The 24757-nt window shown below is 68.5% G+C and carries 23 protein-coding genes; 2 read left to right on the top strand and 21 right to left on the bottom strand.

Translation table 11 applies throughout. The annotated features are described in order from the left end of the window. Positions 1-87 precede the first annotated feature (87 nt). From nuoN to NS4_RS06745, 14 genes are all read right to left on the bottom strand, one after another. Complete coding sequence (gene nuoN / locus NS4_RS06810; RefSeq protein WP_063058622.1) at positions 88-1710, bottom strand: NADH-quinone oxidoreductase subunit NuoN; 1623 nt, start codon at positions 1708-1710, stop codon at positions 88-90. After that, the gene (locus NS4_RS06805; RefSeq protein WP_063058621.1) at positions 1700-3322 is read right to left on the bottom strand and encodes an NADH-quinone oxidoreductase subunit M; all 1623 of its coding nucleotides are present in this window, start codon (positions 3320-3322) and stop codon (positions 1700-1702) included. Before NS4_RS06805 ends, nuoN begins: the two co-directional genes overlap by 11 nt. Next, complete coding sequence (gene nuoL / locus NS4_RS06800) at positions 3319-5205, bottom strand: NADH-quinone oxidoreductase subunit L (RefSeq protein ID WP_063058620.1); 1887 nt, start codon at positions 5203-5205, stop codon at positions 3319-3321. Before nuoL ends, NS4_RS06805 begins: the two co-directional genes overlap by 4 nt. 77 nt (positions 5206-5282) lie before the next feature. Then, complete coding sequence (gene nuoK / locus NS4_RS06795; RefSeq protein WP_030519458.1) at positions 5283-5582, bottom strand: NADH-quinone oxidoreductase subunit NuoK; 300 nt, start codon at positions 5580-5582, stop codon at positions 5283-5285. Further along, positions 5579-6430 (bottom strand): NADH-quinone oxidoreductase subunit J, encoded by an 852-nt coding sequence (locus NS4_RS06790; RefSeq protein WP_063058619.1) that lies wholly within the window; start codon positions 6428-6430, stop codon positions 5579-5581. The genes nuoK and NS4_RS06790 overlap by 4 nt, the downstream gene beginning before the upstream one ends. Next, positions 6427-8244 (bottom strand): NADH-quinone oxidoreductase subunit NuoH, encoded by a 1818-nt coding sequence (gene nuoH, locus NS4_RS06785; protein WP_063058618.1) that lies wholly within the window; start codon positions 8242-8244, stop codon positions 6427-6429. The genes NS4_RS06790 and nuoH overlap by 4 nt, the downstream gene beginning before the upstream one ends. Continuing rightward, positions 8237-10693 carry an NADH-quinone oxidoreductase subunit G gene (locus NS4_RS06780; RefSeq protein ID WP_063058617.1) on the bottom strand — a complete coding sequence of 819 codons (2457 nt, stop codon included), beginning with the start codon at positions 10691-10693 and terminating at the stop codon, positions 8237-8239. The genes nuoH and NS4_RS06780 overlap by 8 nt, the downstream gene beginning before the upstream one ends. After that, on the bottom strand, positions 10690-12018 hold the full coding sequence (gene nuoF / locus NS4_RS06775) for an NADH-quinone oxidoreductase subunit NuoF (protein ID WP_063058616.1): 1329 nt from the start codon (positions 12016-12018) through the stop codon (positions 10690-10692). The genes NS4_RS06780 and nuoF overlap by 4 nt, the downstream gene beginning before the upstream one ends. Further along, positions 12015-12728 (bottom strand): NADH-quinone oxidoreductase subunit NuoE, encoded by a 714-nt coding sequence (gene nuoE / locus NS4_RS06770; protein WP_063058615.1) that lies wholly within the window; start codon positions 12726-12728, stop codon positions 12015-12017. The genes nuoF and nuoE overlap by 4 nt, the downstream gene beginning before the upstream one ends. Before the next feature lie 120 nt (positions 12729-12848). After that, positions 12849-14234: an NADH-quinone oxidoreductase subunit D gene (locus NS4_RS06765; RefSeq protein ID WP_084486931.1), complete on the bottom strand. Its 1386-nt coding sequence runs from the start codon at positions 14232-14234 to the stop codon at positions 12849-12851. Beyond that, on the bottom strand, positions 14234-14959 hold the full coding sequence (locus NS4_RS06760) for an NADH-quinone oxidoreductase subunit C (RefSeq protein WP_063058614.1): 726 nt from the start codon (positions 14957-14959) through the stop codon (positions 14234-14236). Before NS4_RS06760 ends, NS4_RS06765 begins: the two co-directional genes overlap by 1 nt. Continuing rightward, on the bottom strand, positions 14956-15510 hold the full coding sequence (locus NS4_RS06755; RefSeq protein ID WP_063058613.1) for a NuoB/complex I 20 kDa subunit family protein: 555 nt from the start codon (positions 15508-15510) through the stop codon (positions 14956-14958). The genes NS4_RS06760 and NS4_RS06755 overlap by 4 nt, the downstream gene beginning before the upstream one ends. 64 nt (positions 15511-15574) lie before the next feature. Next, positions 15575-15955: an NADH-quinone oxidoreductase subunit A gene (locus NS4_RS06750; protein WP_030519467.1), complete on the bottom strand. Its 381-nt coding sequence runs from the start codon at positions 15953-15955 to the stop codon at positions 15575-15577. Between the two features lie 283 nt (positions 15956-16238). After that, complete coding sequence (locus NS4_RS06745; protein WP_063058612.1) at positions 16239-16649, bottom strand: Rv3143 family two-component system response regulator; 411 nt, start codon at positions 16647-16649, stop codon at positions 16239-16241. A gap of 167 nt (positions 16650-16816) precedes the next feature. Between NS4_RS06745 and NS4_RS06740 the strand changes: the two genes are divergently transcribed. Continuing rightward, a complete protein-coding gene (locus tag NS4_RS06740) occupies positions 16817-17224 on the top strand; it encodes an NUDIX hydrolase (protein WP_084486929.1) in 408 nt (135 codons plus the stop codon). A gap of 41 nt (positions 17225-17265) precedes the next feature. Here NS4_RS06740 and NS4_RS06735 read toward each other — a convergent pair whose 3' ends face one another. From NS4_RS06735 to NS4_RS06705, 7 genes are all read right to left on the bottom strand, one after another. Next, positions 17266-17850 (bottom strand): GTP-binding protein, encoded by a 585-nt coding sequence (locus NS4_RS06735; protein ID WP_036512093.1) that lies wholly within the window; start codon positions 17848-17850, stop codon positions 17266-17268. 10 nt (positions 17851-17860) lie between these two features. After that, on the bottom strand, positions 17861-18235 hold the full coding sequence (locus NS4_RS06730) for a DUF742 domain-containing protein (RefSeq protein WP_063058611.1): 375 nt from the start codon (positions 18233-18235) through the stop codon (positions 17861-17863). Positions 18236-18274: 39 nt separating this feature from the next. Then, positions 18275-18688 (bottom strand): roadblock/LC7 domain-containing protein, encoded by a 414-nt coding sequence (locus NS4_RS06725; protein WP_063058610.1) that lies wholly within the window; start codon positions 18686-18688, stop codon positions 18275-18277. Then, positions 18689-21085 (bottom strand): sensor histidine kinase, encoded by a 2397-nt coding sequence (locus NS4_RS06720; RefSeq protein ID WP_063058675.1) that lies wholly within the window; start codon positions 21083-21085, stop codon positions 18689-18691. Positions 21086-21452: 367 nt separating this feature from the next. Beyond that, a complete protein-coding gene (locus NS4_RS06715) occupies positions 21453-21899 on the bottom strand; it encodes a DUF779 domain-containing protein (protein ID WP_063058609.1) in 447 nt (148 codons plus the stop codon). Between the two features lie 324 nt (positions 21900-22223). Further along, positions 22224-22532: a hypothetical protein gene (locus NS4_RS06710; protein ID WP_063058608.1), complete on the bottom strand. Its 309-nt coding sequence runs from the start codon at positions 22530-22532 to the stop codon at positions 22224-22226. 88 nt (positions 22533-22620) lie between these two features. Beyond that, positions 22621-23262 (bottom strand): TetR/AcrR family transcriptional regulator, encoded by a 642-nt coding sequence (locus NS4_RS06705; protein WP_063058607.1) that lies wholly within the window; start codon positions 23260-23262, stop codon positions 22621-22623. Between the two features lie 114 nt (positions 23263-23376). Here NS4_RS06705 and NS4_RS06700 point away from each other — a divergent pair, with 114 nt between their 5' ends. After that, positions 23377-24456: an NAD-dependent epimerase/dehydratase family protein gene (locus NS4_RS06700; protein WP_063058674.1), complete on the top strand. Its 1080-nt coding sequence runs from the start codon at positions 23377-23379 to the stop codon at positions 24454-24456. Positions 24457-24757: the final 301 nt, after the last annotated feature.

Here is a 24757-nt window from a genome sequence, read left to right as displayed (position 1 = left end):
ACGCATGGTCGGCGGGGTTGTCCCCGGTCGAGCACTCGGCGGTCCGGAAGCTGTGCGGTCCGGAACCCTGAGGCGGGCCGCTCCGGTCTACCGCACGAACTCCCCGGCGCGATCGGCGAGATCCAGCAGGGGTTGCGGAATGATGCCGAAGATCAGGGTGGTCACCGCCGCGATGCCCGCCACCGTGGTCGCGGCGGGCGGACCGACGATCTCGGGTGGGTCGGCGGGCGGCTCGGTGAAGAACATCAGCACGATCACCCGGATATAGAAGAACGCGGCGATAGCGCTGGCCAACACGCCGACGATCACCAGCAGACCGGCGTCGCTGCCGGCGGCGGCCTGGAACACCGCGAATTTCGCCACGAAACCCGCGGTGATCGGGATACCGGCGAACGACAGCAGCAGCAGCGCGAACAGGGTGGCGAGCCACGGGGCGCGGCGGCCGAGCCCGGCCCAGCGCGACAGCGCCGTCGCCTCCGTCCCGTCGGCTTCGCGCACCATGCTCACGATCGCGAAGGCGCCCAGGGTGCCCAGGCCGTAGATGAAAAGGTAGAAGAGGGTCGCGGCGATCCCGCGGTCGTCGGCGGCGACCAGTGCGGTGAGCAGGAACCCGGTATGCGCGATGGACGAATAGGCGAGCATCCGCTTCATATCGGTCTGCGTGATCGCCAGCACCGCCCCGACCACCATGGTGGCCACCGCGACGGCCGCCAGTACCGGCCGCCAGTCGTCGGCGATCTCCACGACACCCACCGACAGCACGCGCAGCAGGGCGCCCAGCGCGGCGATCTTGGTCGCCGCAGCCATGAACGCGGTGATCGGCGTCGGTGCGCCCTGGTACACATCGGGCACCCACGCCTGGAACGGCACCGCGCCGACCTTGAACAGCAGACCCACGGCCAGCATCGCCACGCCCAGCAGCGCCAGGGTGGGCGCGCCGGTCTCGGCGGCGAGCGCGTCGGCGATTCCGGCGAGGCGGACCGTACCGGTCTGGCCGTAGAGCAGCGCGACCCCGTACAGGAAGAAGGCCGAGGAGAACGCGCCCAGCAGGAAGTACTTCAGCGCTGCCTCCTGCGAGAGCAGCCGGCGCCGCCGGGCCAGCCCGCACAGCAGGTACAGCGGCAGGGAGAGTACCTCCAGCGCGACGAACATGGTGAGCAGATCGTTGGCGGCGGGGAACAGCAGCAGGCCGCCCAGGGCCAGCAGTAACAGCGGGAAGACCTCGGTGGGCGTGATCCCCGCGGTCGCGGCCGACCGCTCGGCCCCGCTGCCCGGGACGGCGGAGGCCTGCGGAGTGAACGCGTCCATCCCGTAGTCGGCGGTCGCGGCGGCGCGAGTCCAGGTACCCGGCCCGGAGCGCGGCCGGGGCAGCGGCCCGCGTTCGGCGACGAACAGCACCGACAGGATGCCGACGATCAGCAGAGTGCCCTGAAGGAAAAGAGTGACCCCGTCGACCGCGACCGCGCCGACCGCGGCCGTCGTCGCGGTCCCGGACAGCAGCAACACGGCGACCAGCGCGGCCCCCAGGGCCGCCAGAGTCAGCACCAGCTGCGCGGGGTACCGCCACGGGCGTGGGAAGAACGCGTCCACCAGCACACCCACCACCGCCGCGCCGAACACGATGAGGATCGGCGCCAGCACGTGGTATTCGATACTCGGCGCCGGTACGGCCGCGGCCAGGACCGTACCGGCGGACAGCTCAGCGCTCATGATGCACACCTCCGGGGTTCGCCGCTTCCGGCCGGGCCGGGACCGGCGGTGCGGGATCGACACTGCCGACCGTGGTGAGGGTCTGGTTCACCGCGGGGTCGATGAAATCCAGCACCGGTTTCGGATAGACACCGAAGAAGATCAGGGCGCCGAGCAGCGGCACCACGACCACGAGCTCGCGCGGCACCAGATCCCGGATCCGTTCGCTGCCCTCGGCCACCGGACCCGTCATCATCCGCTGGTACAGCCACAGCACATAGACGGCCGCGAGGACCAGCGCGGCGGCGGCGACCACCGCGGCCACCTCATATCTGCTGAAAGTGCCTATCAAGACCAGGAATTCGCTGACGAACGGCGCGAGCCCGGGCAGCGAGAGCGTCGCCAGGCCGGCGATGAAGAATGTTCCGGCCAGCACCGGCGCCACCTTCTGTACTCCGCCGTAATCGGCGATGAGCCGACTGCCGCGCCGCGACACCAGGAAACCTGCCACCAGGAACAGAGCCGCTGTGGACAGTCCGTGATTGACCATGTACAGAGTCGCGCCGGTCTGGGCCTGGCTGGTCATGGCGAAGATACCGAGCACGATGAAGCCGAAGTGCGAGATGGAGGTGTAGGCGATCAGACGCATCACATCGGTCTGGCCGATGGCCAGCAGTGCGCCGTAGAGGATGCCGATCACGGCCAGCGTGATCACCAGCGGCGCGTAGGTGTCGACCGCTGCGGGGAACAGCAGCAGACAGTAGCGCAGCATGCCGAAGGTGCCGACCTTGTCGACCACCGCCATCATCAGCACCGCACTCGCCGGGGTCGCGGAGACGGCGGCGTCCGGCAGCCAGGTGTGCAGCGGCCACAGCGGCGCCTTGACCGCGAACGCGAACATGAAACCGAGGAACAGGGCGTTGAGCACCGCCGGTCCGGCACCGAGCTGGCCGGAGTTGGCGGCTGCGACCACTGTGCGCAGGTCGAAGGTTCCGGCACCGTCCGCGCCGAGGTCCTGCTGGACGGTGAGTACATAGAGGCCGATCACCGCGGCGAGCATGATCAGGCCGCCGAACAGGTTGTACAGCAGGAACTTCACCGCGGCGCGGGAACGCTGCTGCCGGACCTGCGCATCGTCGGTGCGTGGCCCGAAACCACCGATGAGGAAGTACATCGGGATCAGCATGGCCTCGAAGAACACGTAGAACAGCAGAATGTCCAGGGACAGGAAGGACACCAGCACCATCGCCTCCACCAGGAGGGTGAGCGCGATATAGGTGTGGGCCACCCGTTTCCCGGTGCCGACCTCGCGGTCGTCGTGCCAGCCGGCGATGACCAGCAGTGGGACCAGCCCGGCGGTGAGCAGCACCAGGACCAGCGCGATCCCGTCCACGCCGAGGGTGTATCCGGCGCCGAACGCCGGTATCCAGGTGTGGGATTCGACGAACTGGAACTGCTCGCCGCCGGGTTGGAAGGCCATCGCCACCCCCAGCGCCACACCGAAGGTGGCCACGGTGAACACCAGGCCGACCCAGCGGGCCAGTAGTCGCTGCGCGGCCGGCAGCAGGAGTACGACCGCCGCGCCCACCACGGGCAACAGCCAGAGCACGGACAACCAGGGCACGGCGCTCACCAGATCCTCACGGCCAGCAGGGCTGCGGCCACCAGGGCCGCGCCGGCGAACATGGACAGGGCATAGGAACGAACGAAACCGGTCTGGACCCGGCGGGCCCGCGCGGACAGACCGCCGATGAGGGCGGCGGTGCCGTTGACCAGACCGTCGATACCGCGGTTGTCGAGGAAGACCAGGGCGCGGGTCAGGTGACGGCCGGGCCGCATGAAGGCGGCCTCGTTGACGGCGTCGCCGTAGAGATCGCGCCGCGCGGCCACGGTCAGCGCGGTCACCTCCTGCGGTGCGCTGTCGGGCACCGCGCTGCGCCCGTACTGCCGGTAGGCGACCGCCACGCCCGCCGCGACCACCGCGAGGGCGAGCCCGGTGATGACCGGAACCGGCAGAATCGGTTCACCGTGGTGCTCGCCGACGACCGGGGCCAGCCAGTTCTGCAGCGAAGACCCCCAGACGAAAACCGCTCCGGCGCCGACCGAACCGAGCGCCAGTAGGATCATCGGACCCGTCATCACAGCGGGGGATTCGTGCGGATGGGTATCGGGCTTCCAGCGGCGTTCGCCGAAGAAGGTCAGGAGCATCACCCGCGTCATATAGAAGGCGGTGAGTCCGGCGCCCAGCAGGGTGACGGTCCCCAGGATCGGACCGGCGGCGCCTTCGGCGGCGAAGGCCGCTTCGATGATGCGGTCCTTGGAGAAGAACCCGGCGAACGGCGGCACACCGATGATGGCGAGATATCCGAGACCGAAGGTGATGTAGGTGATCGGTAGCAGGGTGCGCAATCCGCCGTAGCGCCGCATATCGGTTTCGTCGTCCATGGCGTGCATGACCGAACCCGCCCCGAGGAACAGGCCCGCCTTGAAGAAGCCGTGGGTCAGCAGATGCATGATGGCCACCGCGTATCCCGCGGGACCGAGGCCGACGGCCAGCACCATATAGCCGATCTGGCTCATGGTGGAGGCGGCCAGCGCCTTCTTGATGTCGTCCTTGGCGCACCCGATGATCGCGCCGAACAGCAGGGTCACCGCGCCGACCACCACCACCGCGACCCGGGCGGTGGGGGCGAGATCGTAGAGCGGGTTCGAGCGGGCGATCAGGTACACACCCGCGGTGACCATGGTGGCGGCGTGGATGAGCGCCGACACCGGGGTGGGGCCCTCCATGGCATCGCCGAGCCACGATTGCAGTGGTACCTGGGCGGATTTACCGCAGGCTGCCAGCAGCAGGAACAGGCCGACGGCGGTGAGTGTGGCGTCGCTCGCCCCAGGGGCCGCGCCGAACACCGCACCGAAATCGAGGGACCCGAAGGTGGCGAACATGATCATCATGGCGATCGCCAGGCCCATATCACCGACCCGGTTGACCACGAACGCCTTCTTGGCGGCCGTGGCCGCCGACGGCTTGTGGTACCAGAACCCGATCAGCAGATACGAGGCCAGACCGACGCCCTCCCAGCCCAGGTACAGCACCAGATAGTTGTTCGCCAGCACCAGTAGCAGCATGGCCGCGAGGAACAGGTTCAGGTAGGCGAAGAACCGGCGGCGGCCGGGATCGTGGCTCATATATCCGACGGAGTAGATATGGATGAGCGAGCCGACGCCGGTGATGAGTAGGGCGAAACAGATGGACAGCTGGTCCAGGGCGAGCCCGAAGTCGACCTGGAGCTCGGCGATCGGCACCCAGCTGAACAGATCCAGTGTCACCGCGCGATCGGCGCCGGCACGGCCGAGCATCCCGGCGAAGGCGATTACCGCCACTACGAAGGAGGCCAGCGCGGTCACGGTGGCGAGCAGATGACCCCATGCGTCGGCGCGACGCCCGGTGAGCAGCAGTACGGCGGCGCCGGCCAGGGGCAGAGCGGGCAGCAGCCACAGCGTTGCGGTATCCACGTCAGTGTCCTTTCGACATGCTCGGGAGCGCTGCGTGGTTACACTGCGCTACCGCCTCCGCGCTCGACCCGAACACGTCAGAACTTCAGCAGGTTGGCGTCGTCGACCGAGGTCGAGCGGCGGGCGCGGAAAATGGTGACGATGATGGCCAGACCGACCACGACCTCGGCCGCGGCGACCACCATGGTGAAGAAGGCGAAGACCTGACCGTCGAGGTTCGCGTGCATCCGCGCGAAGGTGACGAACGCGAGATTCACCGCATTGAGCATGAGCTCGATGCACATGAAGACGATGATCGCGTTCCGCCGCAGCAGCACGCCCGCGGCGCCGATGGTGAACAGTAGCGCGGACAGGAACAGATAGTTCTCGGGATTCACCGGATACCTTCCTCGTCGGCCGGGCGGGCGGTGCCGGTGTCAGCGGATCCGGTGACCGGCGAAGAGCCGACCGAGAGCACCGCCGCGTCGGTGAGCGCCTGGGTGCGGCGGTGCCGCAGAATGGTCGAGACCGAAAGCTCCTCGAAGGATCCGTCCGGTAGCCGCGCCGGGATGTCCACGGCGTTGTGCCGGGCGTAGACACCGGGGGTGGGCAGCGGAGTGGGCCGGTGCCCGGCATCGCGGAACCGTCGGCGTGACAGTTCCCGCTGGCCGAGTTTCGGGCCGAACCTCTCCCGGTGGGCCAGCAGCATGGCACCGATGGTGGCCGCGATCAGCAGCGCGCCGGTGAGTTCGAAGGCCCAGACGTAACGGACGAAGATCAGTTCGGCCAGGGCACCGATCACATCACGTCCCGGGAAACCGGTGGCGGGGAATTGGACTCCGGAATTACGGACCCCGTGCGCGATACCCGTGCACAGCAGAACCCCGAAACCGACGCCGACGACCCCGGCGGCGATCCGCTGCCCGCGCAGCGTCTCCCGCAGTGATTCCGCCGAATCGACCCCGACCAGCATCAGGACGAACAGGAACAGCATCATGACCGCGCCGGTGTACACCACGATCTGCACGACTCCGAGGAACAGCGCGTCCTGGGCGATATAGAACACCGCCAGCGTGATCATGGTGGCCGCCAGGCAGATCGCCGAGTGCACGGCCTTGGCCGCGAAGACCATACCGAGCGCACCCAGCACCGCCAGCGGGGCCAGGATCCAGAACTGCACCGTTTCACCGGTTCCGGCGTCGGTCAGCGGGGCGGCGGCCAGCAGGGCCGTTCCGGTGCCGTTCATCGGTTACCTCCCGGCGCGGTATCGGCGGTGGGCCGCTGCGGCGCGGGACCCACCCGGCCGAGGTAGTAGTCGGCCTCGGTGCTGCCCGGCTGCATCGCGTGCGGCGGGGCCTGCATCTCCGGGGCCAGCGGGGCGAGCAACCGGTCCTTCTCGTAGATGAGATCGGCGCGGTTGTCGTCGGTGAGTTCGTACTCGTTGGTCATTGTCAGCGCCCGGGTCGGGCATGCCTCGATGCACAGGCCGCAGCCGATACAGCGCAGATAGTTGATCTGGTAGACCCGCCCGTAGCGTTCGCCGGGGGAGAAGCGCTCCTCCTCGGTGTTGTCGGCGCCTTCGACGTAGATCGCGTCGGCCGGGCACGCCCAGGCGCACAGCTCGCAGCCGATGCACTTCTCCAGCCCGTCGGGATGCCGGTTGAGCTGGTGGCGTCCGTGATAGCGCGGTGCGGTGGGGACCTTCTCCTCGGGATAGAACTCGGTATTGGGCTTCTTGAACATGGTGAGCGCGGTGACCGCGAAACCCGCCAGCGGTTCGAGCAGCCCGGGGGACGAGGCGATGGTCGAGGTCCGCTCCGGCAGCGGCGGCGTGGGGAAGCCCAGGAAGACCTGGCTGCCGGCCGGCACGCCCGGTGCAGCGTTGCCCGCCGGTAGATCGTCCTCGGGACCGAACTCCGGCGCGGTGGCGGGGGCGTTCCCGGCCCGGAGGAACAACCCGATCAGGAGCCCGGCGAGGAGCAGGCCACCGATCACCAGAATCGGTGTGCGCACGCGATATCCCTCGAGATCGAGGACCCGGGCGGTGGCCACCACCATCACCCAGGCCAGCGAGGTCGGGATGAGCAGTTTCCAGCCCAGTTTCATGAACTGGTCGTAGCGCAGCCGCGGCAGCGTCCCGCGCAGCCAGATGAACACGAACAGGAACATCCAGACCTTGGCGGTGAACCACAGCAGCGGCCACCAGCCCGAATTCGCGCCCTCCCAGAGGTTGATCGGGAACGGGGCGCGCCAGCCGCCGAGGAACATGGTGGTCGCCAGCGCCGAGACCGTGGCCATGTTCACGTATTCGGCGAGCATGAACATCGCGAACTTCAGCGAGGAGTACTCGGTGTGGAAACCGCCGACGAGTTCGCCCTCGGCCTCTGGCAGGTCGAACGGGGCCCGGTTGGTCTCCCCGACCATGGAGATGCAGTAGATGAGGAACGACGGCAGCAGCAGGAACACATACCAGGTGGGCTGCTGGGCGGCGATGATGCCGGAGGTCGCCATGGTGCCGCCGAGCAGGAACACCGCCCCGAAGCAGAGCGCCATGGAGATCTCGTAGGAGATCACCTGCGCGGTGGAACGCAACCCGCCCAGCAGCGGATAGGTGGAGCCCGAGGCCCAGCCGGCCAGCACGATCCCGTACACACCGATCGAGGTGACCGCGAGAATATAGAGAACACCGACGTGTAGATCGGTGAGCTGCAGGGCGGTCCGCTGCCCCAGGATCGAGACCTCCGGCCCGAACGGGATCACGGCGAAGGCCAGGACGGCCGAGACGACGGAAATGATCGGCGCGAGTACGAAAATGGGTTTGTCGACGATCGCGGGGACGATATCTTCCTTGAACGCCATCTTCACGCCGTCGGCGGCGCTCTGCAGCAACCCCTTGGGCCCCACACGGTTGGGTCCGACCCGCATCTGCATCCAGGCCACGACCTTGCGCTCGACCAGCACCCCGAACAGCACGGTCAGCAGCAGGAATACGAAAATGGCGACGGCTTTGGCGGCGACCAGCCACAGCGGGTCGTGACCGAAGAGGGACAGATCAGTCATGGTCGGATGCCTCCGTCCGCTGGTCGGCGCGTCGTAGGGTCACGACGTCGCCCGGTCGGGCGCCGAGATCGGTGTGGATCGAGCACCCGGGTGAGTTCATGGGCAGCCATACCACCCGGTCCGGCATCTCGGTGACGGCCAGCGGCAGGGTCACGGCGCCGTGCGGGGTGATCACCGTGATCGGTTCCCCGTCGGCGACTCCCACTTCCGCCGCGGTCACCGCCGACAACCTCGCCACCGGCGGCCGCGCGATACCGGCCAGATTCGCTTCACCGTCCTGCATCCGGCCGCGGTCCAGTAGCATGCGCCAGCTGGCCAGCACCGCGGTACCGGGTTCCGGGCGGGCAGGCGGCGCGGCCGGCCGTGCGGGGGGCGCGACCGTGGCCCCGGTCCAGGGACCGAGACGGTCGAGTTCGGCGCGCGCGGCGGCGGTATCGGGGAGCCCGAGCGCCACCCCCACTTCCGCCGCCAGACTGTGCAGCACCCGTAGATCGGACAGCGGCGCGGCGGTGCGGCGCACCGTGCTGTCGGTGAGCGCCGCGGTGAACGGACGGGGACGGCCCTCCCAGGTGCGGAAGGTGCCGGATTTCTCCATCGCCGTGGCCACCGGGAACACGACGTCGGCGTACGCGGTAACCGTGCTGTGCCGCTGTTCCAGCGAGATCACGAAATCGGCGGCCTGCAGGGTGGCCCGCGCCGCGGCGGGATCGGGCAGGTCGGCGAGTTCGATACCACCGACCACCAGGGTGCCCACCGTCGCGGTGCCGTCGAGAACCGCCGCGGTATCGCGGCCGGGGGAGTCGGGAAGATCGGTGGCACCCCAGATCTCGGCCACCTGCCGCCGGGCCTCGGCGTCGGTGACGGGCCGGCCACCCGGAAGCAGGCCGGGCAGTGCGCCGGCCTCCACCGCGCCGCGTTCACCGGCTCGCCGCGGCACCCAGGCGAGCGCGGCGCCGGTATCGGCGGCGAGCCGGACCGCCGCCGACAGCGCACCGGGGGCGGTCGCCAGCCGTTCGCCGACCAGGATGACCGCGCCGGGTTCCCGCAGCAGCCGGGCCGGGCCGGACTCGGCGCCGGGTTCGATCAGCTCGGTGAGGAGCCGGGCCTCGCTGCCGGGGACCGCCGGGACGAGAGTGCCCGACATCCGTTCCAGGCCGCGCGAGGCATAGGCGGCGATCGAGAACACCGGCACCCCGCGGGTCCGGGCCGCCTTGCGCAGCCGCAGGTAGACGATGGGCGATTCCTCCTCCGGTTCGAAGCCGGCCAGGAGTACGACGGGGGCCTTCTCCAGACTGTCGTAGGTGACGGTGCCGGTGTGCCCGGCGACCCAGGCGCCCAGGAATTCCGCTTCCTCCGCCGTCTGGGCGCGGGCCCGGAAGTCGATATCGTTGGTGCCCAGTACCGTCCGGGCGAATTTGGCGTACGCGTACGCCTCCTCCTCGGTGATCCGGCCGCCGGGCAGTACCGCCGCGTTACCCACGCCGGCGCGCAGACCGCGCGCGGCGGCCGCGAGTGCCTCGGACCACGAGCACGGTGCCAGCGTCCCGTCGGCGCCGCGCAGCAGCGGACCGGTGATCCGATCGCGTTCTCCGGTGTAGGCGAACGCCCAGCGCCCCTTGTCGCAGTTCCATTCCTCGTTGACCTCGGGATCGTCGCCGGCCAGGCGGCGCAGGACCTTCCCGCGCCGGTGGTCGGTGCGCTGGGCGCAACCGGAGGCGCAGTGCTCACAGACATTCGGGCTGGAGACCAGGTCGAACGGGCGGGCCCGGAACCGGTAACTGGTACCGGTGAGGGCACCGACCGGGCAGATCTGCACGGTGTTACCGGAGAAGTACGAATCGAGTGGCTCGTGCGCGGCGGTGCCGACCTGCTGGAGCGCGCCGCGGTCGAGCAGTTCGATGAACGGGTCCCCGGCGATCTGCTGGGAGAAACGGGTACAGCGCGCGCACAACACGCACCGTTCACGATCGAGCAGGACCGCGGTCGACAGGGGAATCGGTTTGGGATACTTGCGCTTCTCCCCTTCGAAGCGGCTTTCCGCCCGGCCGGTGGACATGGCCTGGTTCTGCAGCGGGCATTCCCCGCCCTTGTCGCAGACCGGGCAGTCCAGCGGATGGTTGATCAGCAGCAGTTCCATCACACCCTGCTGCGCTTTCTCCGCGACCGCGGAATCGAGCTGGGTGTGCGCCACCATGCCCTCGGTGACCGTCATGGTGCAGGAGGCCACGGGTTTACGCTGGCCCTCGACCTCCACCAGGCACTGCCGGCAGGCGCCGACCGGGGCGAGCAGCGGATGGTCGCAGAACCGGGGGATCTGGATACCGATCAGTTCGGCGGCGCGGATGAGCAGGGTGCCGGCCGGGACGCCAACGGTGATGCCATCGATCGTGACGGTGACCAGATCGGCAGGCTGCAGATCTGCGGAATCGGTACGGACGGTGGCGGTCATCGGATCCCCTCTCCGGCCGCGGATCCGGCCCAGGCAGTCGCGCGGGCGGGATCGAACGGGCAGCCGCCGCGCGTCATATGCGCGAGGTATTCGTCGCGGAAATACTTCAGCGAGGACACGATGGGGCTGGCCGCGCCGTCACCGAGCGCGCAGAAGGACTTGCCGTTGATGTTGTCGGCGATATCCAGGAGTTTGTCCAGGTCGGTGGGTGTGCCCTCGCCCGCCTCGAGCCGGGTGAGCAGCTGGACCAGCCAGTACGTGCCCTCCCGGCACGGGGTGCACTTACCGCAGGACTCGTGGGCGTAGAACTCGGTCCAGCGCAGTACCGCACGGACCACACAGGTGGTGTCGTCGAAGATCTGCAATGCCTTGGTGCCCAGCATCGACCCCTGCGCCATCACATTCTCGTAATCCAAGGGCACATCGAGATGTTCGGCGGTGAACAGCGGGGTCGAGGAACCGCCGGGCGTCCAGAACTTCAGCGACCGGCCCGCGCGGACCCCGCCCGCGTACCCGAGCAGTTCGCGCAGGGTGATGCCGAGCGGCGCCTCGTACTGGCCGGGCCGGGCGATATGACCGGACAGCGAGTACAGCGTGAAACCCGGGGACTTCTCGCTACCCATGGAGCGGAACCAGGCGGGGCCGTTACGGATGATGGGCGGCACACTGGCGATGGATTCGACATTGTTCACCACGGTGGGGCTGGCGTACAGACCCGCGACCGCCGGGAACGGCGGGCGCAACCGGGGCTGCCCACGCCGGCCCTCCAGCGAATCCAGCAGGGCGGTCTCCTCACCGCAGATATAGGCGCCGGCGCCGGCGTGCACGGTGAGCTCCAGGTCGTAGCCGGAGCCGAGGATATCGCGGCCCAGCAGCCCGGCGGCGTAGGCGTCGGCGACCGCGGCCTGCAGCCGGCGCAGTACCGGCACCACCTCACCGCGCAGATAGATGAAGGCGTGCGCGGCGCGAATGGCATAGGCGGCGATGATCACGCCCTCGATGAGCGAATGCGGCGCCGCGAGCATGAGCGGGATGTCCTTGCAGGTTCCCGGTTCGGACTCGTCCGCGTTCACCACCAGGTAGTGCGGTTTGGTGGAGCCGTCGGGTTCGGGGCCCTGCGGGATGAAACCCCATTTCATACCGGTCGGGAACCCGGCGCCGCCGCGGCCGCGAAGCCCGGCGTCCTTGACCGTGGTGATCACCTGGTCCGGTGTCATGCCGAGCGCGATCGGCAGCGCTTCGTACCCCTGGTGGGCCCGGTAGGTGTCGAGGGTCCAGGAATTCGGCAGATCCCAGTACTTGCTGAGGACGGGCGTCAGGGTCATCGGGCACCGTCCTCGTCCGGTACCTCGGGGGCCCGCATACCCTGGGCGCGTGCGGTCTCCAGGCCGGTGAGCGTCGGGGTGCCCGGCTCTCCGTCGAGTACGCCGGGCCGGGTGTCCGGGAAACCGGCGAGTACCCGCGCGGTATCCCGGAAGGTACACAGCGGCGCGCCGCGGGTCGGGGTGACGGTACGGCCCTCGCGGAGTGCGTCCACCAGTTCGCGGGCCGATTCCGGCGTCTGGTTGTCGAAGAACTCCCAGTTCACCATGATCACCGGCGCGTAATCGCAGGCCGCGTTGCATTCGATGTGTTCGAGGGTGATCGCACCGTCGTCGGTGGTCTCGCCATGCGCGAGGCCCAGGTGCTCGCGTAGTTCGGCGAGGATGGCATCGCCGCCGAGGACTGCGCACAGGGTATTGGTGCAGACGCCCACGTGGTAGTCGCCGGTGGGGGTGCGCCGGTACATGGAATAGAAGGTGGCGACCGCGGTCACCTCGGCGCCGGTGAGCCCGAGCAACTCCGCGCAGAACTCGATCCCGGTACTGCTGACATAGCCCTCTTCCGACTGCACCAGATGGAGCAGCGGTAGCAGCGCCGAGCGGGGCTGCGGGTATCGGGCGATGATCTCTTTCGCGTCCGGCTCCAGCCGGGCACGGACATCGTCGGGGTAGGGCTGCGGCCGAACACTCAGGCGCAACAGGATCTCGCTCATCGCTTCTCCTTCGAAGCCGGTGCGTGCGGTCCGCCGCGGCCGCGGCGTGGGCGGAGGTCTCGCCTCATATGACCCTCCTCGGAACCGGCAGGCGCCGTTCGGCAGAGGTGATATCGCCCCTCATCGGTCCACACCGCCCATCACCGGATCGATACTGGCGACGGCCGCGATCACATCGGCGACCATGCCGCCCTCGCACATCGCGGCCACGGCCTGCAGGTTGGTGAAGGAGGGATCGCGATAGTGCACGCGGTAGGGTCGCGTGCCGCCGTCGCTGACCATATGGACGCCGAGCTCGCCGCGCGGCGACTCCACCGCGGCGTAGACCTGCCCCGGTGGCACCCGGATCCCCTCGGTGACGAGCTTGAAGTGGTGGATGAGCCCCTCCATCGAGGTCCCCATGATCTTGCCGATGTGCTGTGGTGAATTGCCCAGCCCGTCGGCGCCCAGTTCCAGGTCCGCAGGCCAGGCGATCTTCTTGTCCGCCACCATGACCGGACCCGGCCGCAATCGGTCCAGGCACTGTTCCGCGATCGCCAGGGACTGCTTCATCTCCTCGATCCGGATGAGGTAGCGGCCGTAGCAGTCGCAGGTGTCGGTGGTGGGGACGGTGAATTCGTAGGTGTCGTACCCGCAGTAGGGCATGGCCTTGCGCAGATCGTGCGGTAGGCCGGTGGAGCGCAGGACCGGGCCGGTGACGCCGAGTGCGATACAGCCGGTCAGATCGAGATAGCCGATATCGCGGGTGCGTGCCTTGAAGATCGGATTGTGGGTGAGTAGATGCTCCATGTCCCGCAGCCGTTTCGGCATCAGCGCCAGCAGTTCGCGAACCTTGGTGACCGCGTCGCCGGGCAGGTCCTGGGCGATACCGCCGGGCCGGATGAACGCGTGGTTCATCCGCAGGCCGGTGATGTTCTCGAAGACGTCGAGGATCAGCTCGCGCTCACGGAAGCCGAACAGCATCGGGGTCAGCGCGCCCAGTTCCATACCCCCGGTCGCCAGCGCCACCAGATGCGAGGAGATGCGGTTGAGCTCCATCAGCATCACCCGGATCACGGTGGCGCGTTCGGGGATGTCGTCGGTGATGCCCAGCAGCCGCTCCACTCCGAGGCAGAAGGCGGTCTCGTTGAAGAACGGGGACAGATAGTCCATCCGGGTGACGAAGGTGACGCCCTGGGCCCAGGTGCGGAATTCGAGGTTCTTCTCGATACCGGTGTGCAGATAGCCGATACCGCACCGGGCCTCGACCACGGTTTCGCCCTCGATCTCCAGGATGAGCCGCAACACCCCGTGCGTGGACGGATGCTGGGGACCCATATTGACGACGATGCGTTCCTCACCCGCGCCGCGCAGGGCGTCGGCGACCTCGTCCCAGTCCTGCCCGGCGACCGTCAGTACCCGCTCGGTGCGGTCCGCGCCGCTGCGGCCCGATGCCGTGTGGGCGGTCCGGGAGTCGTCGCTGTCCGGCCCGCCGGAGACTCCGGGCCGGTAATCGGTCTCGCTCATCAGCTGTACGCCCTCCGCTCATCGGGCGGCGGTATCCGCGCGCCCTTGTACTCGACCGGTATCCCGCCCAGCGGGTAGTCCTTGCGCTGCGGGTGACCGCGCCAGTCGTCGGGCATGGTGATGCGGGTCAGCGAGGGATGCCCGTCGAACAGGATTCCGAAGAAGTCGTAGGTCTCCCGTTCGTGCCAGTCGCAGGTCGGATACACGCGATACAGCGACGGGATATGCGGGTCGGTGTCCGGAGCGGACACCTCGAGTCGTACCCGGCGCCCGTGGGTGATCGAGTTCAGGTGATAGACCGCCCGAAGCTCACGGCCGGATTCGTCGGGGTAGTGCACACCGCTCACCCCGAGGCACAGTTCGAACCGCAGCGCGGGATCGTCGCGCAGTGCGCGCGCCACCGCGACCAGATGGTCGCGGTCGACGTGCAGGGTGAGTTCGCCGCGATCCACCACGACCTTCTCGATCGCGGCATCGAACCCGGCGCCGGCTGCCAGGGCCGCGCGCAGCAGCTCGACCACCGTGTCGAAATAGCTCCCGTAGGGCGGCGGGCTGCCACCGGGTAGCGCGACCCGGTGGACCAGGCGGCCGTAGCCGGAGGTGTCGCCGCTGCCGGAGATTCCGAACATCCCGCGGCGCACCCCGATGACCTCGTCCTCGGGACCTATCGGCTGTTCGGGCTCCACGGCGCGGCTGTCGGTGGAGCCCGGACCCTCGGTGCTCATCGCAGCAGACCTTCCATCCGGATGGTCGGGGTGGCCGCCAGCGCCGCCGCCTCGGCGGCGCGGATCGCCTCGGCCCGGTTCACGCCCATCGGGGTCGCCTGGATCTTCTCGTGCAGCGCGAGGATGGCGTTGAGCAGCATCTCCGGGCGCGGCGGGCAACCCGGTAGGTAGATGTCGACAGGGACCACATGATCCACGCCCTGCACAATGGCGTAGTTGTTGAACATGCCGCCGGAGGAGGCGCACACCCCCATCGCCAGCACCCACTTCGGTTCGGTCATCTGGTCGTAGACCTGACGCAGTACCGGCGCCATCTTCTGGCTGACCCGGCCGGCCACGATCATCAGATCGGCCTGCCGCGGTGAGGCACGGAAGACCTCCATGCCGAAACGCGCCGAGTCGAATCGGCCACCGCCGGTGGCCATCATCTCGATCGCGCAGCAGGCCAGACCGAAGGTGGCCGGCCACACCGACCCCTTTCGCATGTACCCCGCCATGGCTTCGACCGTGCTGAGCACGAAACCACTGGGCAGCTTCTCTTCCAAACCCATGTCCGACTACTCCCTGGATATCGGCCCGCGCCGGGCGCGGTACGGCTGATCGGAGGTTCGCGGCTCAGTCCCAGCTGAGGCCGCCGCGCCGCCATTCGTAGGCGTAGGCGACCGAGACATTGACGATGAACAGTGCCATCGCGGCCAGTCCGAACACCCCGAGCGCATCGATATGGACCGCCCACGGGTAGAGGAACACGATCTCGATATCGAAGATGATGAACAGCATCGCGGTGAGGTAGTACTTCACCGGAAACCGTTGTCCGGTAATGTTTCCCGCGCCTCCGGCCGTTGCGTGCGGTGTGGGTTCGATACCGCATTCGTAGGCCTGTAGTTTGGCGCGGTTGTAGCGTTTGGGGCCGATGAGGCCGGCGATCAGGATCGAGATCACCGCGAACGCGGCGGCGACCGCGCCGAGGACCAGTATCGGCAGTTCGGTGTTCACGACTGCGCTTCCCCTCCTTGCGAACTGGAACCCCGCGGTTGTGCCACCGGGTCCCGCGAACGGGGTCGGGCGGAGGATGGGTATGCCCCACGCCGCCGGATCGTCCCCGGATTCGACACAGGGCTGGGGGAGGATCAGTCGACGCGGGTTATATTTCATCTCCCGCGCTCATGTGAGCTACAGCACAGCCTACAACTGTCGTGGCAGGACGAACGCGGATTCATGGAGCGCTTTGATCGAATTCGCGACTGAGATTTATGAGCGAATGAACGTAATGAGCCGCTCAGGCAGCCGGGCGCCGACGCAGCAGATCGACCACGATCTCGGTGAGCCGCAGCGGGTCGATCGGATGGGCAGCCACGGCTTCGGCCCGCGACCAGTTCGCCAGCCAGGCATCGTCGGCGCGCCCGGTGAGCACGACCAGCGGCGGGCACCCGCGGATTTCGTCCTTGAGCTGCTTGGCCAGGCCCATCCCGCCCACCGGCGCGGACTCGCCGTCCAGTACGGCCAGATCTGCCGCGCCGGCATCCATGCGCTCCAATACCACCGGGGCGGTGGCCACCTCGAGGTACTCCAGGGGCGGTAGATCCGGATGCGGCCGGCGGCCGAGCGCCAGCATCACCTGACCCCGGGTGTCGGCGTCGTTGCTGTAGACCAGGACCCGCAGCGCGGCGGGGGGATTCGCATCGGCCACGTTCGCATGGTACGTCCGCGACCGCGCGATGCGTGGCAGCTTGGCCGAGATCGGCTTGCGAGCCGGGCCGGGAACAGCGACGGTGGAAGAGTCGGCAGGTGGACGCGGAGGACCGGAGGACGTCTGCGGGGCGCTCGGGACGAAGGCGGGGCGCCTAAGCTGACCGCGTGACGGACGAGCTGGTAGGGAAACTCATCGATACGGTCGCCTGGGTCCTCATCGTGGACGGGCGAATCCTGTGTGCGCGTCCGCGCGGCAAGAACGTGTTCTATATCCCGGGCGGAAAGCGGGAAGCCGGCGAATCCGATGAGCAGACCTTGCTGCGCGAGATCACCGAGGAGCTGACGGTCACGCTGGTACGGGAGACGGTCGAGCCGGTGGGGGTCTACGAAGCGGCGGACGACGGCGCGCGGGTCCGGATGAGCTGCTACCGCGCGGATTATCACGGGACGTTGGCCGCGAGCAGTGAGATCGCCGAACTCGCGTGGTTCGGTTTCGCCGATCGGCCGCGGGTGCCGCCGGTGGATCAGTTGCTGTTCGACGAGCTCCACGCGGCGGGCCGGCTGGCACCCTGACCCTCGGCGGGCGGAGCCGGTGCGGCTCCGCCCGTGCCGGCCTACTTGGTGGTGAGATTGGGGCGGGTGGCCCGCTCGATGAGATGCTCGATCAAGCTGAGCAGCACATTCTTGGCCGAGACCCGGTCGCGCGCGTCGCACAGCATCACTGGGATGGACGGGTCGAGATCGAGTGCGTCACGAACCTCGTCGATCGTGTACCGCGGCGCACCGTCGAAACAGTTCACCGCGATCAGGAAGGGCAGGCCGCGCCGCTCGAAATAGTCGATGGCGGCGAAGGAATTCCCCAACCGGCGGGTATCGGCCAGCACCACCGCGCCGAGCGCGCCCCGGGCGAGTTCATCCCACAGGAACCAGAAGCGATCCTGGCCGGGGGTCCCGAACAGATACAGCACCAGGTCCTTGTCGATGGTGATCCGGCCGAAGTCCAGCGCCACGGTCGTGGTGGTCTTGGATTCGACACCGGACAGATCATCGATACCGGTACTGAGTTCGGTGATCATCTCCTCGGTGCGTAGCGGCGGGATCTCGCTGATCGAGGCCACCATCGTGGTCTTGCCGACGCCGAAACCACCGGCGATGAGGACCTTCACCGACGCAGCAAGAGCCGGAGCCCCGGGGTCCATCCGGGCAGGGTCAAATTTTTCGGATTCCATCCAGTACCGCTCGCAATATGTTGAAGTCGCCGGGACCGGACTCCATCTGCACGGGAGCCCGGAAGATCAGATGGCCGTCACCGATCAGATCTCCGACGAGAATCTTGGTCACCGCCAGCGGCAGTTTCAAGGCGGCTGCCACCTCCGCCACGGTTTGTGCTTCCGTGCACATGTGCACGATATCGGTGTACTCGGGTTCGATCCGGCGCAACGGCGGGGCACCACGAGCTTTCACCACGACAGTGAGCATATCCAGATCGTGTCCCGCGCCCACAGTGCGACCCTTGGTGATGGCGTACGGCCGCACCAGAGGTCCGGCGTCGTCGTCGAACCAGGGTTCCTGTCGGCCGGTCATACCCGCATACCCGTCATGGCGCCGTTGCTGTTTCCTCGGTTACTGGGGGTCGGCCCCGGCCCCGCCGCGGGATCCGGTCGACAGATGGCTGCCGACCCGCTGGACGGTGAGGTTCATCTCGTAGGCCACCATGCCGAGATTGGCATCCGCGGCGGCCTGTACGGCGATGCACGCGTTGTCACCGGCCGAGGTGACGAACAGTACGGCGCGATCGAGTTCGATCACCGCCTGCCGTACGGCACCGCCTTCGAACCGTGCGCCGGCGCTACGGGCCAGGCCGTGCAGGGTCGAGGACATCGCGGCGAAATGCTCGGCCTCGGTGCGATCCATTTTCGAGGAGTGGCCCAGCAGCATTCCGTCGGTGGACAGTACGACCGCGAGGCGGACCCCCGCGAGTCGGTCGACCAGGTCGTCGAGCAGCCAGTTCAGGTCACCTTGTGTGGAAGTGGACACTTAGCCTTCCTGTTCATCCGGGGATGCGCCATCCGCCGCCGGGTTCCCGGCGACGGCTTCTGCGGCGGGCAATGGCTTGCGGCCCTGCCGGGTGCCGTTCTCGATCGCCGACATCAGATCCCTGGCCTGTTCGGCCGAGCGTGGCCGCGCCGTTGCGGCGGTCTGGGCGACGTCCGAAACTTCCGGTCGCGGTGCGACTTTAGCCTGCCTGCTACGGCGGGGTAAAGCCGGACGACCGTCGGGCAGCACGGCCGGCTCGGCGGTGGTCTCCGTGGCTTCCGGACGGGCGACCGGCACGGTGTCGGGTGCACCGTTCGCCGCGGCGGCCGGCTCGGCCTGTTCGCGGGCGGGCCCGCTGTCGCGGGGCGGGTCCGCGAGCAGCGTCGCGACGGCGGAGCTTTCGGGCAGGGGCGCGGTGTGGTCCTCCGTGCCGTCCGGGCCGGGGGTACGGGGCAGCCCGGTCAGCGGCGTGGTCTCCTCCGCGGGATCGGTCAGCAGGGTCGCGGGCACGATGACCACCGCCCGGACGCCGCCGTATTCCGATTCCCACAGCCGCACCGCCACACCGTGCCGGGCCGCCAGCTGCGCGACGACGAAGATACCCAGCCGCGAATCCCTCTGCAGGGACGCGACCTCGAAGTTCGGCGGGTTCTCCAGCAGTTCGTTGAGGCGGTCGCGATCCTCCTCCGAGATGCCCATACCCTGATCGGTGATCTCCACGGCCACGCCCTTGCCTATCACCGAACCGGTGACCTGCACCCGCGACTGCGGCGGGGAGAACGAGGTGGCGTTGTCGACGAGTTCGGCGAGCAGATGGATGAGGTCGCCGACGGCGTTGCCGGCGATGCGGAGTTCGGGAAGGCGGGCCAGCCGCACCCGGGTGTAGTCCTGGGTTTCCCCCACCGCGCTGCGCACCAGGTCGACCAGCGGTACGGGGGCCCGCCACTGCCGGCCCGGCTTCCCGCCGCCGAGGATGGTGAGATTCTCGGCGTTGCGGCGTTCGCGGGTGGCCAGATGGTCGAGTTTGAACAGGATGTCCAGCATGGCCGGGTCTTCTTCGCGCCGTTCGGCGTCGTCGAGGATCTCGAGTTGTTTGTGGACCACGATCTGGCTGCGGTGGGCGATGTTGAGGAAGATCGCCTTCACGCCCTCCTGGGTACGGGCCTCGGTGATCGCGGCGTTGACCGCCACGGCGTGCGCGTGTTCGAACGCGGTGGCCACCGCCCCGAGCTCGTCCCGGCCGAAGTCGAGTTTCGCGGCGGCCGCGGTTTCGTCGACGTCCTCCCCGGCACGCAGTCGTTCGAGCATATCGGGCAGGCGTTCGTCGGCGAGGGCGAGTGTGTGGTCGCGCAACCGCACCAGGCGGTGGATGAACCGGTTGGCCAGTACCAGCGATACCCCGAACGCGGCCGCGGAGACCACCAGCACCGCGAGGCCGATCAGCAGCGACTGATTGGTGGTGCGGGCCGCCGCGTCCAGTGACAACTCCTGCATGAGCTGGTTCTGGTCGTCCCAGACATTCAGCATCTCCTGATTGACGTGGTCGGCTGCGGCCTGCCAGGCCGTCAGCTGCCCCGCAGAGAGCGTGGCCGCGGTGCTCTCGGCGTCGGCCCCGGCGACGCTACGGGCGATGAGCGTGTTCTCGGTGCGGGCGAGCAGCCGCCATTCCGGGCTGTCGACCAGCGTGCGCACCCGCTCGCCGATCTCCGGATCCAGCTGGGTGGCCAGCAGGGCGGTTTCGGTGTGGTAGAAGCCGGTCTGCTGGATGAATTCGTCGGGCAGTGCGACCGGGTTGCCGGTGCGCAGTGCCGCGCCGGCCAGGGCGTGACTGCGCGACGCGGCTTCCAGCGCGTGCATGATGCGCGACACCAGGCCCAGCTGGCCGACCGCCTCCGGGTTCTGTTCGAAAGTGTGCGACAGCTGGGCGCCGGTGCTGAAGGCGTCGAGGACCCGGACGTAGAAGGTATAGGCGTCACCGGTCGGCACCGCGCGGGTGTCGACCGCGGTACGGATATTGCCGAGCTGCTGGGTGAGCGTGGTGAACGAGCCGACGTCGTCGGTGATCTCCGCCGGCTGCAGTTCCCGGATCCGCTGCGCCGCGGCGACCAGGTCGCGAAGGGCTTGTTCGGTGTTGGGTCGGACGGCGGCGAGGGCGGCGGCAGCGGTGGGATCACCGGCGAGATGCGCGAGCGTGAGGCGGCGCTCGTTCTGGACCACCTCGTAGACGTCGCGAGTGGGACCGGAGACCTCGCGTAACGCCTCGGTCACCTGCCGGTTGTGTTGTCCCTGGTCGATCAGATAGCCCGTCGCACCCACACCGGCCACCAACAGGGTCAGACTCGGGATGAGCGCGATGGCCAGGATCCGGGCGCGGACACCGAGCCTCGCTCTGAACATCGCCACAAGTTAACCGTTCAACCGGTTTCCCGCACATCGAATCCCAATGAACAAGACTTATTTTGACACCGTGTCCGGCATATGCGGCGTGTTAATACCGGGGTCGGCTCGACAATCCTTCTCCGCGCTCGCCGCCGCCGAATGCTCCACCGCGCCGCGCTGCCCCGGGATCTGCGTGCGGTGGCCACTCGTTCCGGCCCGCAGTTCGCGAGGGGTGGACTGCTGTGCCCCTCTGATGTTCACCGGTGTCTCGGCACCGGACGGCCACACGCCCAGCGGCGCGGAGGCGCGGCCGGACGGGTTCTCTGCCTGGCCGGGTGATAAGAATCCGGCAGCGGGTACTGATGAGGATCGCCGGTCGCTGCGGTTACTGCCCGGCTGCCGAGTCCCGGCCGGGTCGCGTCGTGGTGTTGTGGCCGCCGCGCCTGCGGCTGTCGAGGGCGGCGGCTTCCGCGGCGCTGAGCCGGCGGGAGCGGAGCAGGAAGATCGCGGCCTCTTCGGGATTCGATCCGCCGTTCGAATCACCGCCGGCCACCGGGCCGCCGTCGGCGGGGACGTCCACAGTGAGATGTTCGCGCTCGAAACGGGTATAGGCCTGCGCGCTCATCCACAGCTCGGTGTGCCAGGCGAGGCGGCCGAACAGAGTATCTCCCTCGGCCGCGCGGAAATCGCGGATCGGCAGCCAGTCCGGTTGCGGGTCGGCGGAATCGCGGTGCGGGAGGTACAGCAGGATGGGCCCGTGCTGTTCGATCAAGTCGCGTAACGCGTTGCGGGCCCGATCCGTTACCGCGACCCGGTCGCTGCGATACGCCATCAGTAGCTCCGTGCCGTGCCGTGACGCCGCGGTGGCGCTGCCGAATCGATCCGATGAAACATATCGCTCCCTTGTGCATCGTCGCCGGCCCCGGATCGGACGGCCCGGGGATTCGATACACCCGCCGTCCGAAATACCGGCTCATGGCGGCCGGCACTTTTGCGAACACATTCTTGCGTATTGCGGTCGCCGGAGCGAGCGGGTGTCCGTGATCGGACGAAAACGCTTGTGGTATAACCCTGTGTGTTCGTGAGCCCGGATCGAGTGTTCGGCCGGGCCACCCGGGCGAGCGCTACGACGCCTCGAAACCTTATGCGCACCGGCCTATTTGCGGATGAAGATACCCGCGACGTCGGCCCGCTCGATCGGAGTGTCGGCATTGGCCTGCGCACTGCACAGCGCGTTGACCGCCGCAATGGACAGGTCCACGTTCGTACCGCTCGGTTCCGCGCCCTGCTGTTCCTCGAGGAACTTGGTGATGGTGACGCGCTGGGTCTTCTGGTCCTGCTCCACGTATTCGCGGCACGGGGTGTCGCCACCCTTGTTCATGGCCCGTTCGATTTCGGTGCAGCCGACCAGTGTGAGCACGGCGGCCGCGATCAACAGGCCGGCGCGGGCTTTCGTGGTATTCATCGACAATCCTCCCGGTCGGCTCGGATCGCGCGGTGCGGACCCGAGTCCAGTTCACTCTATGCCGGGCATACCCACCGCGGCGGCCGCCTCACTCCGGCGGGAGGACGGGCGGTGATCCGGTGCCGGCGTCGAGAAATCCGGGAATGCCGGCAACCACCGCATCGACCAGGGCCGTCGCGGTCGTACCGAACAGGGTGCCGCGCTTTTCCAGCTGGCCGTCGAGCCACAACGACGCCAGGCCGTGTCCGAGCGCCCACAGCGTGAGGGTGGTCGGTTCGGCGCGGTCCGGCGGAAGTTCACCGGCGGTTACGCAGTCTTCGACCGCGGCGGCCAGTACGCCGAAGGCGGCTTCACCCGCCGCGCGGGTATCGGGGTGTTTCTCCGGTTGTGACAGTTCCGGGCGGAACATCAACCTGAAGTATCCGGGCTGCTCCCGCGCGAACCGGATATAGGACTGTTCCAGGGCGAGGAGCGCCGCGGTGGGGGAGCCGGCGGTGGCGCGGGCGGCGGAGAGCTGGTCGGTGAGCAGGCGGAAGCCCTGGGTGGCCAGATCGGCCAGTAGTGCCGCGCGATCGGCGAAATGGTGGTACGGGGCGCCGGAACTCACGCCGGCTTCCCGGGCGACCCGGCGCAGGCTCACCGCTGCGATGCCCTCGGTTTCGATGAGCCGCAGACAGGCGGCCAGCAGGGCATCGCGCAGGGCGCCGTGGTGGTAGGAGGTCCGGGTCACCTTCTGAGGGTAGCGCCGGGTGTGCTGGGTCGGGACCGGGTCTGGACAAGCGATCTATGCGGTGCTTAGATTATCTGAGCAGCGTTCAGATCAACACGGCAAGGATGGATGAAAATGAGTACACGGGTACTGGTGACCGGCGCCACAGGGTTCGTGGCCGGGCATGTCATCGCCGAACTACTCGATCACGGTTACGCGGTCCGCGGCACCGTACGCGATCTCGCCGGCACCGGCAGGCGGGCGCATCTCGTCGACTACGCCGCCCGTGTGGGCGGTGACCTGGAATTCGCCGCCGCCGATCTCGATCACGACGCCGGCTGGGCCGAGGCCGTCGCCGGCTGTGCGCAGGTGCTGCATGTGGCCTCGCCCTTTCCGGCGACCCCGCCCGACGACGACAACGAGCTGATCCGCACCGCGGTGGACGGAACCCTGCGGGTCCTGCGGGCCGCGGCGGCCGCACCCGACGTACGGCGAGTGGTGCTGACCTCCTCGATCGCCGCGATCGCGCACGGGCATCGTGACGAAGCGATGCGTACCGAGGCGGACTGGACCGTCGTGGAGCGGAGTCCGGCGTATCAGCGCAGTAAGACGCTGGCCGAACGCGCGGCGTGGGAATTCGTCGAGTCCCTGCCCGCGGCACGTGGTCTCGAGCTGGTCGTGCTGAACCCGGGAATGGTTCTCGGGCCGGTGCTGTCTCCGGAGACGAGCACCTCGCACGAACCGGTCCGCCGGCTACTGGCGGGCGCTGTGCCGGGGGTGCCCCGAGTGGGGTGGTCGGTGGTCGACGTGCGGGATCTGGCGGTGGCGCACCGGTTGGCCATGGAAACCGCGCATGCGGCCGGGAATCGCTACATCTGCGCCGGTGATCATGTGTGGATGCGGGATATGGCGCAGATGCTGGCCGCGGCGTACGGGTCGCGCGGGTTCCGTATCGCCACCCGTGCGCTGCCCGATCCGCTGGTGCGCCTGGTGGCGCTGTTCGACCGCGGGCTGCGGCTCACGGTTCCGGCGCTGGGCAAGGTCGAGAGGGTGAGCGCTGCCCGGGCCCGGCGTGACCTGGGATGGGTGATGCGGCCGGTGGACGAGACGGTGCGCGATACCGCGGAGAGCCTGCTGCGGGAGGGGCTTGTGCCCTCGCCCGGGCGCGCGGAGTTCGCCCGGAATGCGCGCCGGATGCCGGCGGCCGGAGTGTGAGGGGCCCGAGATGTTGATAGCGACATTGCTGGTCGCCCTGAGTGCGCTGGGGCGCCGGTGGAGCAAGGGCCGCCGAGTGCCGCGGCAGTGTGCTTCCGCCCGGCCTGTGGTGGAGATCCGATGGCGAGGTGGGCCGGTCGCGGTGCCGGTCGCACTCGCCTCGTTGGGTGGTATCGCGGCTGCCTTGGCGGTGGCCTGCTGCTGACGGGTTCGGCCGCCGAAGTCCGAGCCGCCGCGAAGTGGGGTCGCACCGGACGATCGCCGTCCCGGCCTGCAGATCGAGGCGGGAGTGCAGGGCTCG

It is taken from the genome of Nocardia sienata NBRC 100364 (assembly GCF_001613205.1).
Lineage (GTDB): Bacteria > Actinomycetota > Actinomycetes > Mycobacteriales > Mycobacteriaceae > Nocardia > Nocardia sienata.
This window is presented reverse-complemented; position numbering and strand designations above follow the sequence as displayed.